General features: G+C 76.6%; 10 protein-coding genes. 7 read left to right on the forward strand and 3 right to left on the reverse strand.

Annotated elements, in window-relative coordinates; genetic code table 11:
• The first annotated feature begins 209 nt into the window (after positions 1-209).
• The 6 genes from ACFU9E_RS33875 to ACFU9E_RS33900 all read left to right on the forward strand — a co-directional run bounded on the left by ACFU9E_RS33875 (position 210) and on the right by ACFU9E_RS33900 (position 8,263).
• Complete coding sequence (locus ACFU9E_RS33875) at positions 210-506, forward strand: DUF503 domain-containing protein (RefSeq protein ID WP_380686503.1); 297 nt, start codon at positions 210-212, stop codon at positions 504-506.
• A 153-nt stretch (positions 507-659) separates the two neighbouring features.
• A complete protein-coding gene (rbfA, locus tag ACFU9E_RS33880) occupies positions 660-1,103 on the forward strand; it encodes a 30S ribosome-binding factor RbfA (RefSeq protein ID WP_355372127.1) in 444 nt (147 codons plus the stop codon).
• 2 nt (positions 1,104-1,105) lie between these two features.
• Positions 1,106-2,212 (forward strand): bifunctional oligoribonuclease/PAP phosphatase NrnA, encoded by a 1,107-nt coding sequence (locus tag ACFU9E_RS33885; protein ID WP_380686505.1) that lies wholly within the window; start codon positions 1,106-1,108, stop codon positions 2,210-2,212.
• Positions 2,213-2,280: 68 nt separating this feature from the next.
• Positions 2,281-3,210, forward strand: a complete 930-nt coding sequence (truB, locus tag ACFU9E_RS33890) for a tRNA pseudouridine(55) synthase TruB (RefSeq protein WP_380686507.1) — start codon at positions 2,281-2,283, stop codon at positions 3,208-3,210.
• Positions 3,211-3,398: 188 nt separating this feature from the next.
• Positions 3,399-7,220: a trypsin-like peptidase domain-containing protein gene (locus tag ACFU9E_RS33895; protein ID WP_380686509.1), complete on the forward strand. Its 3,822-nt coding sequence runs from the start codon at positions 3,399-3,401 to the stop codon at positions 7,218-7,220.
• Positions 7,221-7,285: 65 nt separating this feature from the next.
• A complete protein-coding gene (locus tag ACFU9E_RS33900) occupies positions 7,286-8,263 on the forward strand; it encodes a bifunctional riboflavin kinase/FAD synthetase (protein ID WP_380686511.1) in 978 nt (325 codons plus the stop codon).
• Between the two features lie 82 nt (positions 8,264-8,345).
• On the opposite strand, the gene ACFU9E_RS33905 is transcribed toward ACFU9E_RS33900, so the two are convergent.
• The 3 genes from ACFU9E_RS33905 to eccE form a co-directional block, all read right to left on the reverse strand.
• Positions 8,346-10,571 carry a MinD/ParA family protein gene (locus ACFU9E_RS33905; protein ID WP_380683047.1) on the reverse strand — a complete coding sequence of 742 codons (2,226 nt, stop codon included), beginning with the start codon at positions 10,569-10,571 and terminating at the stop codon, positions 8,346-8,348.
• A 182-nt stretch (positions 10,572-10,753) separates the two neighbouring features.
• Complete coding sequence (locus ACFU9E_RS33910) at positions 10,754-11,527, reverse strand: hypothetical protein (protein WP_380683046.1); 774 nt, start codon at positions 11,525-11,527, stop codon at positions 10,754-10,756.
• Positions 11,527-12,939: a type VII secretion protein EccE gene (eccE, locus tag ACFU9E_RS33915; protein ID WP_380683045.1), complete on the reverse strand. Its 1,413-nt coding sequence runs from the start codon at positions 12,937-12,939 to the stop codon at positions 11,527-11,529. Before eccE ends, ACFU9E_RS33910 begins: the two co-directional genes overlap by 1 nt.
• Before the next feature lie 170 nt (positions 12,940-13,109).
• On the opposite strand from eccE, the gene ACFU9E_RS33920 reads away from it, so the two are divergent.
• Positions 13,110-14,777 (forward strand): type VII secretion protein EccB, encoded by a 1,668-nt coding sequence (locus tag ACFU9E_RS33920; RefSeq protein WP_380683044.1) that lies wholly within the window; start codon positions 13,110-13,112, stop codon positions 14,775-14,777.
• Positions 14,778-14,895: the final 118 nt, after the last annotated feature.

Consider the following 14,895-nt stretch of genomic DNA (forward strand, 5'->3'; position numbering starts at 1 on the left):
GGGTCCCTTAAACACCAAAACTGGTTGCATCAAAAAACCCCCCACACCCTTGCCCGCCTCACCCGGCGCGTTAGGGGGGGGGGGGGGGGGGGCGGGGGGGGGGTTTTATCCCCGCCCCCCCGGCCCCGGTCCTGCTGTGTAGGGTCCGGGGAGCGGTCCGGTTCGGGACCGCTCCCCGAGGCCTTCCAGGTCGGCTTGACCTGTCACACATGTTCGTGGGAACACTCACCTTCGACCTGCTGTTGGGCGACGTCCGCTCGCTCAAGGAGAAGCGGTCGATCGTGCGGCCCATCGTGGCCGAACTGCAGCGCAAGTACAGCGTGTGCGCTGCCGAGACCGGGAACCAGGACCTGCACCGGCGGGCCGAGATCGGCCTGGCGGTGGTGTCCGGCGAGGCCGGGTACGTCACCGAGGTCCTGGACAGCTGTGAGCGGTTGGTCGCCGGCCGCCCCGAGGTAGAGCTGCTCTCCGCCAGGAGGCGCTACCACAACGACGACGACGAATGAGAGCTGTGGAGCCGGGCGGCGTGAGTCGCCGTTCTCACACAGATCAGGACCGAGAGCGCCCACAAGGCTGGGCGCGGGCCGGTACTTTGGGGCAGGGGCCCCGACGGGCGCGCAGCACGCCCGAGTACCCGGCCCACTGCACGAGGAGGCAACGTGACCGACACCGCAAGGGCGCGCAAGCTCGCCGACCGCATCCAGGTGGTCGTCGCCCAGACCCTGGAGCGCCGGATCAAGGACCCGCGACTCGGGTTCGTGACCATCACCGACGCACGGGTGACCGGGGACCTGCGCGAGGCCACCGTCTTCTACACCGTCTTCGGCGACGACACCGAGCGTGAGGCCACGGCCGCCGCGCTGGAGAGCGCCAAGGGCGTGCTCCGCTCCGAGGTCGGCAAGCAGACCGGGGTGCGCTTCACCCCGACGCTGACCTTCGTCGCGGACGCGCTGCCGGAGAACGCCCGGAACATCGACGACCTGCTCGACCGGGCCCGGGCCATCGACGCCGCCGTGCGGACCACCGCCGCGGGCGCGACCTACGCCGGTGACGCGGACCCGTACAAGGTTCCGGCGGCCGAGCGTGACGACGAGGACGAGTAGTCATGGCGGGTGAGCCGGCGGCGGCCGGTTCGGCGGCCGGTACCGGTTCGACCACGGGGGCGTCCTCCACCGACACGGTGGAGGGTGCCCTCGCGGTGCTTCCCGGACCGCGCTCCGAGGAGAGCGGGCGCGAGCTGGTCTGGCAGCAGGTGGTCGCGGAGATCGGGCGGGCCCGCTCGGTCGACCTGATCTGCCACATCTGCCCGGACGGCGACGCGCTCGGCTCCGCGCTGGCGGCCGGGCTGGCCCTGCGCGGGCTCGGCAAGGAGGTCCGGGTCTCCTTCGGGGACGACCCGCAGATCGTCCCCGAGTCGCTGGCCTTCCTGCCCGGCCAGGAGCTGATCGTGCCGGCCGCGGCGGTGCCCGACACCCCCGAGCTGGTGCTCTGCTTCGACGTCGCGGCGGAGAGCCGGCTCGGCCTGCTGCACGACAAGGCCTTCGCCGCGCCGGTGCTGGCCGTCCTCGACCACCACGCCTCCAACCCCGGCTTCGGCACCCACCAGCTGATCGACCCGGGTGCCCCGGCCACCGCCGTCCTGGTGGACGAGCTGCTGCGCCGGCTCGGCGTCGAGCTGGACCAGGACCTGGCCACCTGCCTCTACACCGGTGTCGCCACCGACACCGGCTCGTTCAAGTACCGGGCCACCACCCCGGCGACGCACCAGCTCGCCGCGCGGCTGCTGGCCACCGGCATCCGGCACGACCTCATCGCGCGGCAGCTGTGGGACACCTCCTCCTTCGGCTACCTCAAGGTGCTGGCCGGCGCGCTCGACCGGGCCGTCTACGAGCCGCAGGCGGCGGGCGGTCTCGGCCTGGTGTGGACCTGGGTGCCGTACCAGGACCTGGTGCTGTTCAGCGTCACCGTCGAGGAGATCGAGGGCCTGATCGACATCCTGCGCCGTCCGGCCGAGGCCGAGGTGGCGCTGGTGCTCAAGCAGGACCCGGACGGCACGCTGCGCGGCTCCTCGCGCTCCAAGGGCGCGGTGGACGTCGCCGCGGCCTGCGCCGAGCTGGGCGGCGGCGGGCACGTCTTCGCGGCCGGATTCTCGGCCCGGGAGGACGTCCCCGTGGTGGTGGAGCGCTTCCGGGCCGCGCTGCGGGTTCGGTAGCCGCGCCGCGCTTTCGGTAGCTTTTGCGGTGCGGTTGATGTGTGTAGGGCTTTGACAGAGAGAACTTGATGAAGCGCAAAGGCACCGGTCCGGACGGCCTGGTCATCGTCGACAAGCCGGAGGGCATCACCTCGCACGGGGTGGTCGCCAAGCTGCGGTGGCTGGCCGGAACACGGAAGGTCGGTCACGCCGGCACCCTCGACCCGATGGCCACCGGCGTGCTGGTGATCGGCGTCGAGCGGGCCACCCGGCTGCTCGGCCACCTGATGCTCACCGCCAAGACCTACGAGGCGACCATCCGGCTCGGCCAGACCACCGTCACCGACGACCGGGAGGGGGACGTCACCTCCTCGACCCCGGCCGACGCGGTGACCCGCGAGGCGATCGACGCCGGGATCGCGGCGCTCACCGGCGCGATCATGCAGGTGCCGTCCAAGGTCAGCGCGATCAAGATCGACGGCAAGCGGTCGTACGCGCGGGTGCGCGAGGGCGAGGACTTCGAGCTGGCCGCCCGGCCGACCACCATCCACGCGTTCACCGTGCACGAGCAGCGCGCGGCGGTGGCGGAGGACGGCACGCCGGTGATCGACCTCGACGTCACCGTGGAGTGCTCCTCCGGCACCTACATCCGGGCGCTCGCCCGGGACCTCGGCGCCGGGCTCGGCGTCGGCGGCCACCTCACGGCGCTGCGGCGCACCAAGGTCGGCCCGTACGGGGTGGAGTCGGCGCGCACCCTGGAGCAGCTGGAGGCGGCGGTCACCGGCGGCTCCGGCGCGGCGCTGGAGGTGCTGCCGATCGGCGAGGCCGCGGCGGCCGCCTTCCCGCGCTGGGACCTCGACGCCGACCAGGCGAAGCAGCTCTCGCACGGCGCCCGGCTGAAGGCGCCCCGGCTGGGCGTGGACGGGCCGATCGCGGTGTTCGGGCCGGACGGCACCTTCCTGGCCCTGGTGGAGGAGAAGGGCGGCCAGGCCCGGCCGGTCGCCGTTTTTGTCGGCTGACCGCTCCGCGTAGGGGCCGGTGCCGGGGAATTTCACTCGCACGGGGGAGCGCGCGAGGTGAACGGCGGTCGTGATCGGCGCGGGCGCGGTCCGTCCGCGTGCGCGCCGGGCAGGCTCCCCGGCGGCGAGCAGGTCGCCGCGACGCGTCCACTCCCGGGCCGGCCGGCCCTGCGGGGAGGGCTGCGGGCATGCCGGGACTGCGGGGCTTCAGGGGCTTTCCGGGGGAGGACGACACCGCCGCGGCGGGCGACGCGGGCCGGTCGCTGGTGCGGATCCGCGACCGGGACGGGTGGTTGCGCGGGCTCGGCTTCGTCGTCGATCGGCAGGGCACCGTCCTCACCGCCCACGAGGCCGTCGCGGGCCTCGACGGGATCGTCCTGGACCTGCCCGGCGGGCGGACCCGGACGGTGGACCCGGCCGGTGTCCGGCCGCTGCCCGGGCACGGGCTCGCCCTGCTGCGCACCGACCCGGCCGACGGTCCGCCGGTGGCGCCGCTGCCGCTCGCCGGACCGCCGCCGACCGGGGGCGGTGAGGTGCTGCTGGTACCCGTCCCGGTGCGGGGCGAGGGGCGCGCGGACGGGCGGACCGTGCTGCTGCGCTGCGCCGCCGCCGCGACCACCGGGGCGGTGTACCCGCAGGCGGACCACTTCCATCTGATCGGCGGCGTGCTGCTGCTCGACGTGCCCTCGGCGGCCGACGCGGCCGTCGTCCCGGCCGGTGCGCCGGTGCTGGACGCTGGCAGCGGCGCGGTGGTCGCCGTGGTCGCGCCCGGCCTGCGGGCCCCGGGGCGGTCGGGGCCGCCGACCGCCGTCCCGGTGCTCGGCGCCGGGGCGGTCGCGCCGGCGCTCGCCGAGGTGCTGGCACGCAACGCGGCCGACGTGCCCGCCTACGGGCGGGCGCTCAACCTGGCCGGGGTGCTGCGGCTGACCGCCGCCCAGGTCGCGGCGGCGGGCGCGGGTCCGGGCCGGGTGGCAGCCCTGGCGGCCGACCGGGTGGAGCGCTCCGACGAGCCGGTGTGGTGGGCCGACCTCCTGGTGACGGGGGAGGGCGGCGGCCCGGTGGGGGCCTGCGGGGGGTCGTGCGGGGCCGGGGAGGGCGCTTCGCCGCAGCCGGGCGCCGGGTCGTGGGGGGCGTTCGGGGGCGCGGAGGCCGGCGCGTCCGCCGGGGGCGCCGAGCCGGGGTGCCGGGGCCGGTGCGGAGCGGCGGGGCCCGGGGTGGTGGTGGCGCTGGTGGGGGCGCCCGGATCGGGGCGGAGCACCGAGGCGGCGGCCGTGGCCGTGCGGCGCGGGGGCGGGGAGCGCCCGCAGCCCACGGTGTGGCTGCGCGGGGCCGATCTGGCGGCCGGCGACCTCTCGCTCACCGGAGCGGTGGAGCGGGCGCTCGCGTCCGCGGCGGCCGGGCTGGAGGTGCCGGCGCCCGGCGCGACGGCGGTGGCGGCCCTGTGCGCGGCGGCCGGGCGGCCGCTGCTGGTGGTGCTGGACGGGCCGGAGGAGTCGACGGTGCCGCTCGGCGCGGACTGGCTGCGGGCGTCGGCGGGGTGGCTGGCGGCGGGCGGCGCGCGGTTGCTGACCGCCTGCGGGGAGGAGGGCCGGCAGGCCCTGGAGCCCGCCGGCGGCGCGGTGCGGATGGTGGTCCGGCGACTCGGACCGCTGCCCGTCGAGGCGGCGGAGCGGGTGCGGCGGCGGTACGGACTGCCGCCGGGGTGGCCGGCCGAGCCGGACGCCCGGCACCCGCTGGCGGTCCGGCTGGCGGGGGAGCTGTGGGCGCAGGGACTGCGCGGGGAGCCGGCGCTCCGCAGCGAGCTGTTCGCGGCCCACCTCGACCTGTGCTGCCTGCGGGCGGCCCGGCGGCTCGCCGAGGACGGCCGCGTCCGCCGGCCCGGGGCCCATCGCCGGGGCGCCGTCCGGTCGGCGGCGCGGGACGCCGGGCGGGTGCGGCGGACGGCGGCGGCGGTGGCCGGGCGGGTGCACGAGGCGGCGCGGCGGATGCTCGGCGCCGGGGAGGGCGGCCTGGACCGGGCCGCGTTCGAGGAACTGTTCCCGGCGGCCGGCGGGTGGGCGACGGCCGTGCTGGCGGAGGGCCTGTTCGTACCGGCCGGGCCCGGCCACCGGTTCGCGCACGGGGAACTCGCCGACTGGCTGCAGGGCCGGCACCTGGACCTGGACGGGGCACTGCGGCTGCTGCTCGGGGAGGCGCGGGACGCACTCGCCCCGCCCGCCGGCCCCGGCCGCCCGGCCGGGGGAGAGTGGCCCGGGCCGCCGGGCGCGGGCGCCACCGTGCCGCGGCACCGGATCGGCCCGGTGGTCGCCGCGCTCCGGCGGATCGGCGAGACCTGGGGCGCGCCGGCGCTGGACCCGTGGCTGCACCGGCTCTGGCGGGCGGTGGACCTGAACCCGCCGGGCGGCGAACCCTGCTGGTGGGCCGGGGCCCTGCTCGCCGCGGGTCTGGCGGCCAGTCCCGACCTCGGCGAACACCGGGCGCTGCTGGAGCAGTTGGCCGACCGGATCGCCGAACGGGCCGCCGCCGCGGGCGGGTTCGAGCGGCTGCCGGTGCCGGGACTGGGCGGGTACGGCCCGGCGTTCTGGGCCGGGCTCGGCCTGCCGGTGGAGCGCGAACTGGACCTGTACCGGCGCCTGGTGGCCGCCGACGGGCCGGACCGGCCGTTCCTCGCCGCGGTGGCCGCCCGGCTGCGGGCCGATCCGGCGGGCGTGCTGCCGCTGCTGTGCGCCTGGTTCGACGATCCGCGCGGCCTGCCCGGCCGCCCCGGGGTCACCGTCGCCGACCTCGCGCACGACCTGCTGTTCGCACACCGGGCGCTGGCGCTGGACGAGTTGACCGAGGCGCTGGCCGTGGCCGCGCACCCGCGGGCGGACGCGCTGCTGGCCGTGCTGGCCGTCGAGGAGCCCTCGGCGCTCTGCCGGGCGGTGGACCGCTGGAGCCACGATCCCCGCCCCGAGCGGCACGTCGCCGCCGCGGTGCACGCGCTGCGCACGGCCCCGTACGCGCGCGGCGCCGGGCCCGAACTGCTGCGCTTCACCGCGCTGGCCCTGCTGGCCAGGGAGGACGAGCCGACCCTGCACGGCGCCGCGCTGGCCCTGCTGCTGCGGGACGAGCGGAGCCGGGCCGGGCACCTTCCGGCGGCGCTGGCCGCGTACCGGCGCGGCGAGGACCGGTTCCTGACCGCGCGCTCGCTGGCCCCGGCGCTGGAGAGCGACCCGGAGCCGGTGCTCGCGGCTCTGGCGGACCGGCTGGGCGGGCCGGCCGGCGCGGACCCGGCCGGTGCGCCGGTGGCCGCCACGCTGCGGGTGCTGGCCGACGCCCGGGCGCCGTCCGCCGCCCGGCGCGGCGCCGAACTGGCGGCCCGGCTGCTGCGCGAGCGGCCGGCCCTGGCCGGGCCGGTCGCCGTCGACTACCTGGGCCGCCGGCTGGCGCACGGGGCGGTGCAGGGGGCGGTGGCCCGGCTGGAGCTGCGGATGCTGCTGAGCAGCGCCCTGGCGGCCCGTGCGGTGGCCGTGCGGCGGCCGTTCGCCGAGGTGCTGTCCCGTCCGGTGCCCGATCCGGTGGCGGACGCCCTGCGCTGCGAGCTGCTGGACACCCTGCTGGCCACCGAGGCGGACCCGGAGGTGCTGGCCGCCGCCGTCGCCGGGCTGGCCGAGCACTGCGCGGCGGAGCGGCCGGCCCGGGCCCGCGCGGTGCTGGTGCGGGCGGCGGCCGGGCTGCCGGATGCGGACGGGCTGCTGGTGCGCTGCGCCGGCCGGTCGGCGGCGTTCGCCGCGCTGCTGGCGCGCTGGCCGTCGGACGAGCGCCCGGCCCGCCCGGTGGGGCCCGGTCTCGACCGGCTGCGGGCCCTGGTGGCGGCCGGACGGGACCCGCAGTACGCGGCGGCGGAGGCCGAGCGCACGGGCGGCTCCGGGGCGTCCCGGACGCCCGCCGCCGGGCCCCGGCACCCGGCGGTGCGCCCAACCTGCCTTCCGGTGCCGAACTCGGGACAGGCGCATGGCACGCTATAGGGGTTCGGGTTTTGAGCGTTTGAGCGTACGGACGGTACGCGCCGTAGGGAACAAGGAGCGGTCAGGTGCAGCGCTGGCGTGGCCTGGAGGAGATCCCCGATGACTGGGGACGCAGCGTCGTCACCATCGGCTCGTTCGACGGAGTGCACCGCGGACACCAGCTGATCATCAACCGGGTGGTCGAGCGCGCCCGCGAGCGGGGCGTCCGCTCGGTCGTGGTCACCTTCGACCCGCACCCGAGCGAGGTGGTCCGCCCCGGCAGCCACCCGCCGCTGCTCGCCCCGCAGCCGCGCCGGGCGGAGCTGATCGAGGAGCTGGGGGTGGACGCGGTGCTGGTGCTGCCGTTCACCACCGAGTTCTCCAAGGAGTCGCCGGAGGAGTTCTTCCGGCAGGTGCTGGTGGACGCGCTGGACGCCTGCCTGGTCGTCGAGGGGCCGAACTTCCGCTTCGGCCACCGGGCGGCGGGCGACGTCGCGCTGCTGGCCGAGCTGGGCCGGGCCGCGGACTGCGGCGTCGAGGTGGTCGACCTCCAGGTGCGCGGCGCGGCGGGGGACGGCGAGCCGTTCTCCTCGACGCTGACCCGCCGGCTGGTCGGGTCCGGCGACGTGGCCGGGGCGGCCGAGGTGCTGGGCCGCCCGCACCGGGTGGAGGGCGTGGTGGTGCGCGGCGCGCAGCGCGGCCGTGAGCTGGGCTACCCGACCGCCAACGTGGAGACCGTGCCGCACAGCGCGATCCCGGCCGACGGCGTGTACGCGGGCTGGCTGATCGCCGGGCGGGACGGGACCCTCCTGCCCGAGGGCGGGCAAGGGGGGAGGATGCCGGCCGCGATCTCGGTGGGTACCAACCCGACCTTCGACGGCACCACCCGCACCGTCGAGGCGTACGCCATCGACCGGGTCGGCCTGGACCTCTACGGGATGCACGTCGCGGTGGAGTTCCTGGTCTACCTGCGCGGGATGGAGAAGTTCGACTCCATCGAGGCGCTGCTGGAGCGGATGGCCGACGACGTGAAGCGTGCCCGCGAACTGACCGACGCGGGCTGACCGACGCCTGCCGCGTGTGACGGCACGAGGGCCCGCCGACCGGGGAGGTCGGCGGGCCCTCGACGTTCGCTCCGGCGGGCTGCTAGTGGTGCTGCGGCGGGGCGGGCGGCGGGTAACCGTAGCCGGGCGGCGGCTGCTGGTTGTCCTCGGGCTGGGCGTAGCCGTAGCCGGGGGCCGGCGGGGCGGGCGGCTGCTGCCACTCCGGCATGGGGGCCGGGGCGGGGCCCGGAGCCGGGGCCGCGGCGCCGGGCGGGGCGGGCTGCGGCGGGTAGCCGTACCCGGCCGGGGGCGGCGGGATCTGCCCGGGCTGCTGCGCCCAGGGCGCGCCCGGCGCGGGCTGGACGCCCGGCTGGCCGGGCTGGTGCGGGTAGCCGTACGGGGACGGCTGGCCGTACGGCGGCTGGGCCTGCGGGCCGGGCTGGGGCTGCGGGTAGCCGGGCCCCGGGGGCTGCTGCTGGGCCGGCTGCTGTTGCTGGGGCTGCTGCCAGCTCACCTGCTGGGCGGCGGCCTGCTGGGCCCGGACGATGTCCTCGCCGACCAGGGTGGCCAGGTCGAAGTACGCCTCGCGGACCTTGGGTCGCATCATGTCGAGGTTGACCTCGGCGCCGGCTGCCAGGCTCTCGTCGAAGGGCACCACGACCACGCCCCGGCAGCGGGTCCGGAAGTGCGCGACGATGTCCTCGACCTTGATCATCTTGGCCGTCTCGCGGACCCCGGAGACCACCGTGATGGAGCGCTGCACCAGGTCGGCGTAACCGTGCGCGGAGAGCCAGTCCAGCGTGGTGGAGGCGGACGAGGCGCCGTCCACGCTGGGCGTGGAGACGATGATCAGCTGGTCGGCGAGGTCCAGCACCCCGCGCATCGCGCTGTACAGCAGACCGGTGCCGGAGTCGGTCAGGATGATCGGGTACTGGCGGCCCAGCACGTCGATGACCTGGCGGTAGTCCGAGTCGTTGAAGGTGGTCGACACGGCCGGGTCGACGTCGTTCGCCAGGATCTCCAGGCCCGAGTGCAGGTCCTGCGAGGTGAACTGACGGATGTCCATGTAGCTGCGCAGGTGCGGGATGGCCGTCACCAGGTCGCGGATGGTGGCGCCGGTCTGCCGCTTGACCCGGCGGCCGAGGGTGCCGGCGTCCGGGTTGGCGTCGATCGCGATCACCTTGTCCTGGCGCTCGCTGGCCAGCGTCGCGCCGAGGGCGGTGGTGGTCGTGGTCTTGCCGACGCCGCCCTTGAGGCTGATCACCGCGATCCGGTAGCAGCTGAGCACCGGGGTGCGGATGATCTCCAGCTTCCGGGCCTTCTCCGCGGCGGCCGCCTTGCCGCCGAACTGGAAGCGCGGCTGCTGGCGCTGCTGCTTCGGCTGGCTGCGCAGCAGCCGGTCCGAGGACAGCTCGACGGCGGCGGTGTAGCCGAGCGGCGCGCCGTGCGCGGTCTGCTGCGGGGCGCCGGCCTGCTGGAACGCGGCGGGAGCGGCCGGCGGCCGGCCCCACTGCGGGGCGCCGGGCTGCGGCTGCGCGGGCTGCTGGTAGACGTTGGGCTGCGGCCAGCCGCCCGCGCGCGGGTCGGCGGGGGCGGGCGGCGCGGCCTGGTCCGGCAGCGGCTGTCCGGGCACCGGCTGTCCGGGCAGGGGCTGGCCGGGCAACGGCTGGGCCTGCTGGGCCTGCTGCGCCGCGGCCCAGGCGGCCGGGTCCTGCGGGTAGGGCTGCGGCTGGCCGGGCGCCGCCGGGTAGGGCTGGGGGTACGGCTGGGCGGGGCCGGGTTGCACGGGCGCCGCCGGGTCGGCGGGCGGCCAGCCGTAACCCGCCGCCGGTCCGGGAGCCGGTGCCGGAGCAGGCACGGGGACGGGGACGGGAGCGGGGACCGGCGCGGGCGGCGCCGCGACCGGCTCCGGGGCCGCATGGGCGACCGGGGCGGCCGGAGGTACGGCGGACACCTCGACCGGCGCGGGCGCGGGCGCAGGCACGGGCGCGGGTGCGGCGACCTCGACCGGCTGCGGCTGGACCGGCGGCTGCGGCATGGCCGGCGCGGTCGGCTGGACCTGTAGCTGCGGCTGCGGCTGGGCCGGAACCACCGGCGGCGCAGCGGCCTGCACGGGTACCGGCGCGGGCGCGGCCGCCGGAGCGGGCGCCCCGCCCGGAGGCGGCGTCACCTGGCCACTCGGCGCGGCCGTTCCCGCCCCCGGCGCCGGAGCGACCGCGTCCGTCTGCACGTACCAGGACGGGGGAGTGTAGTCGGGCGCGTCGGACCAGTCGTCGTCGTCCTCCGCCGCGTTGTCGCCGACGTAGACGCCGTCCCGATCGCTGCTCACCTAGGCTCCCTCGTGTTCGCCGCCGCACGTTCGCGGTGCCGTTGCCGTATCACAGCCTAGGCCGTGAGCCACCCCCGGCTGAAGGCGGTGCCGCATCTCCGGACGGCTCCCGGACGGCTCGCACACGGGCTGCGGACGGGCCGCGCACGGCTCGCGAACGGCCCGCCAACACGCCCCGCGCGTCAGTCGAGGCGGCGCGGACCGCCCAGGATCCGGTGTTCCGCCTGGCCGGCCACGATCCGCACGTACTGACGGTTCATCCGGGTCGTCCACAGCGTCAGGTCGTCCGGCAGGGACGGCAGCGCGGCCACCTCGCCCGCGCCGAGCGAGAGCACCCGGCCGATCAGCTCGGCCTCCTCCGGCATCACCCGCTGCACCCCGACCAGGTCGGCCGAGTTGAGCACCCGGGCGGCGTTCGGCCCCAGGTGCGGCACCAGCGTCAGCACCGTCTGCCAGGGAGCGGCGGAGAGCCGGCTGCGCGGCGGACGGGCGCCGAGGTCGCGCACCACGAGCACCGGCGAGGTGACCGAGGCGCCCTGCGGGCCGAGCCGGCCGGGCTGGTGGACCGTCACGCACGGCTGCCCGCCGCCCGCGGCCTGCGCCATCGGCCCCCACAGGTGGGCACGGGCGGTCTCGACGGCGATCCGCGCGCCGGTGGCGGCCGCCCGCAGCGCGATCACCTGCGCCGTCCACAGGCCGCCGACCAGTACCAGCTCATGGGCGCTCGGCCGGAACAGGCCGAGTACGGCGGGGCGCGACTGGTGCACGTCCTCGCCGATCAGCACACCGTCGTCGCCGACCGGGAAGGAGAGCGAAGCCAGCTCCGCGACGGTCAGCACGTGCTTCTCCCGGCGCGGTCCGCGCAGTCCGAAGCCGGGCAGCAGCCGTGGCCGGAGCCGCGGCTGCGACGCGGTGCCGCTCTGCGCACCGGCGGTTGAGTGGGTCTGGTACGCCATCAGGAAGCACCTCCCAGCGGCAGCGTGGCGAGGACGCCCGGGGCCTGCTCCAGGTCGAGCCGGGTCAGGCCGAGCCCGGTGCTCTGGGCCCGCGCCTCCACCTGCCGGCCGAGTTCGACGGCCTCGCTCTCGCTGCGCCCGGTCACCCGGACGTGGCCGCTGAGGGCCACCGAGCCGCCGGTGCCGTGACCGGCCGTCAGGCTGAAGGTGCTGGCCAGCGCGGGCGCGCCGGTGACCAGGTTGACCAGGTCCGGGACGGCGATCCGGCCGGGGGCGCCGCCGGGGCGGCCGAGCTGCGGCCAGCGGGAGATCCAGTAGGTGCTGTGCCAGCGGTCGTCGACCCGCCAGAACCGGTTGGTCTCCTGGGTGCGCCGCCCGCTGCCGCCGCTGCCGGTGCCCTGGCGGCCGGCCGTGGCCAGCGGGTTGACGCAGCTGGAGATGGCGAGGGCGGCGGTCAGCTCGCGCTCGTCGAGCACGGTGACGTTGAATCCGGCGCTGTTGAGCCGTCCGGCGAGCTGGTCGGTGACCCGCTGGAGCGCCTTGCGGGCGCCCTGCTCGCCGCCGCCGCGGGCGCGCACCGCGGTGGCCGCCCGTTCCGGGTCGAGCTTGAGCGCCACCCAGGTGAGCCGCAGCGCGGGGGTGGCGGTGCCGTCCGCGAGCTCCCGGTAGGCGCGGGCGGCCAGCGACTGCTCGGGCAGGTGCGGCGCGGGCGCGGGCTGGGTGTGCTGGACGAGCTGGACCGACTCCAGGGTGATGTCGTCCACCCGCAGCGCCGAGCAGAGCACGTCCAGCGGCAGCGGCCGGGCGGTGCGCGCCGGCCGCAGCGGCAGGTCCTTGGCCTGGACGAGCAGGACGGCGCTGAGGAAGGTGCCGTCGCCTACCATGCCGGTCTCCCGGCGAACCGGCCGGCCGCCGAAGTCGGCCTCGGTGGCGTGGGTGCAGGTGCGCAGGGCCGGTTCGAGTTCCAGGGCGGGGGCCAGTGCCGGGTCGGTGCCGGGCGGCGGGACGTGCGCCCGGGCGCGCTTGCGGCGGGCCCGGAGCGCGGCGCGCACCCGCAGCGCCTCGGGGAGGGTGCGTCCGCGCAGCGGCACCAGCGCGAGCACGACCAGCACCAGGCCGACGGCGCCGAAGCCCGCGGCGACCGGCCGGCTGATCGTCCAGCCGACGGCGACCAGCGCCAGCGCGACCTCGACCAGGACGAGCTGTTGGAGCCTCAGCCGCCCGCCGAGCAGCCCGGGCCGGGGGTGGACGCGGACCGCGACGGGGCCGTCGGCGCCGCCGGAACGGGCCGGGCGCGGCGCGCGCTCCGGGGCGGGGGAGCCGCCGTTGTCGGCCCGGCCGCGTCGTTCGGAGCGGCGCGAACCGCTGCCCCGTGCCGTGCTCCGGCGCCCTGGAGCGGTCTGGCTTGGCATCCCCCGAGTGCCCCTCTCTGGTTCGGTTGTCGCGGCCCGGCTGGCCGGTGCGTGAACCGTACCCGTACCGTACTCACCGTCTGCTGCCGCATCGTAGAGGGTTCGAGCGCGTTCTCGCCCGGGGGGTGCGGGACACGGGGCAGGACGGTCCGACAGGGGAGACGACGAGGATGGCATCGCGCCGGGACGAGCTGAACGCCTACACCTTCGCCCGCAAGCGCACGGTCGCGGCCTTTCTGCTGCCCGGCGGCGGAGGCAGCGACGAGGACGCCCCGCGGCCGGTCAAGGCGGTGCTGCCGAGCGTGATAGCAGGCGCGCTGGTGGTCGGCGGCTTCGGTCTCTGGGGGGTGTTCAAGCCGAGCGCGCCGGTGGGCTGGGACGAGGGCAAGTTCATCGTCCAGGGCAAGCAGAGCACCACCCGGTACGTGGTGCTGACCGACCCGGACGGGAAGACCAAGCGGCTGCACCAGGTGCTGAACATGGCCTCGGCGCGGCTGGTGCTGCCGGTGGACTCCAAGGTCGTGGTGGTCGACGACGGCGTGCTCGACCGCTACCCCAACCACGGCCCGACGATCGGCATCCCGTACGCGCCGGACAAGCTGCCGAGCAAGGAGAACGCGAGCCGCCCGATGAAGTGGTCGGTCTGCGACCGCCCGGGCGACGAGCAGGGGAGCACCGTCGACCAGGCGGTGTTCGTGGCGGGCGGCGCGGACGCGGAGGCGCTGGGCGCCGAGGACCGGCAGCTGGACGTCGGACAGACGCTGCTGGTGCAGCTGGCGGACGACCCCCAGGTCACCGCCTCCGGTCAGGCGGCGGGCCAGGGCAGGTTGAAGGTGTACCTGGTGGACGACAAGGGCCGCCGGCACGCGATCGGTGGGCCGGAGGACTCGGACGCCACCCGCAACCAGCTGATGGGCGCGGTCTTCGGGCCGACCGCCGTCCCGCAGAAGGTGAAGAAGGACTGGCTGGAGACCCTGGCGCCGGGCAGCGACATCGTCTTCCCGAGGATCGACGGGCTGGTGCCGGACACCAGGACCGCCAACTCCTCGGTGCAGCTGCAGAACCCGGAGGACCGCAAGGTCGGCCGGCTGGTCCGGTTCGGCGACAAGCACTACGTGGTGGGCAAGACCCAGCTGCTGCTGATCAGTCAGTTCCAGGCGGAACTCATCCGGCAGAACCCGCAGTTGCAGCCGCTGTACAACCAGGACGCCAACAAGAGCCCGCGGGTCGACGACCTGACCCCGGCCGAGCACGCCGTCGTCAACAGCAATGTGCCGCTGATGGCGGAGGGCGCCGCCGACTGGCCCGTCAGGACGGGCGCACCGGCCAACAACTGGCAGGCGCCGAAGGACGCGCGCCGGGTGGTGTGCAGCACGTTCGAGGGAGTGGCGGAGGACGGCCGGACCCCGCGGCGCAGCGTCTGGGCCGGCCCCGACTACCCGGTGCGCTACAGCAACGGCGCGGCCACCGCGCACGTGACGCCGGGTCACGGCCTGTTCTACCGCGCGCTGGACAACTCCGCCGAGGGCTCCGGCACCGACTTCCTCATCACCGAGACCGGGCTGCGCTACGCGGTGCCGGCCAGCAGCGAGGGCGGCAAGGGCGGCCAGACCACCGCGCCGGCCCAGCCGGCCGGTCAGGGCGCCGCGCCCAAGACCCCCTCCGCGCAGCCCGCGACGCCGTCCGGCCCGCCGCAGCCCGAGGAGGCGGGCGGAAACCAGGCCCGGCTCGGCTACCAGGGCCTGCAGCCCGCGCTGGTGCCCCAGCAGTGGTCGAACCTGGTGCCGGCCGGTCCGGCGCTCAACGCGAAGACCGCGGCGCAGCAGCAGAACGCCTGAGCGGCCTCGGTCCGCGCGGCGCACAGGAATTGGCCACGATGTCATGGCTTGGTAACTGGCTGTCGCCCGGTGTTGGGTGAGCTGCGTGTGCCGACTACAGTGCTGCAGGACATCACAC

The sequence above is a fragment of the Kitasatospora sp. NPDC057595 genome (assembly GCF_042800875.1).
Taxonomy (GTDB): Bacteria; Actinomycetota; Actinomycetes; order Streptomycetales; family Streptomycetaceae; genus Kitasatospora.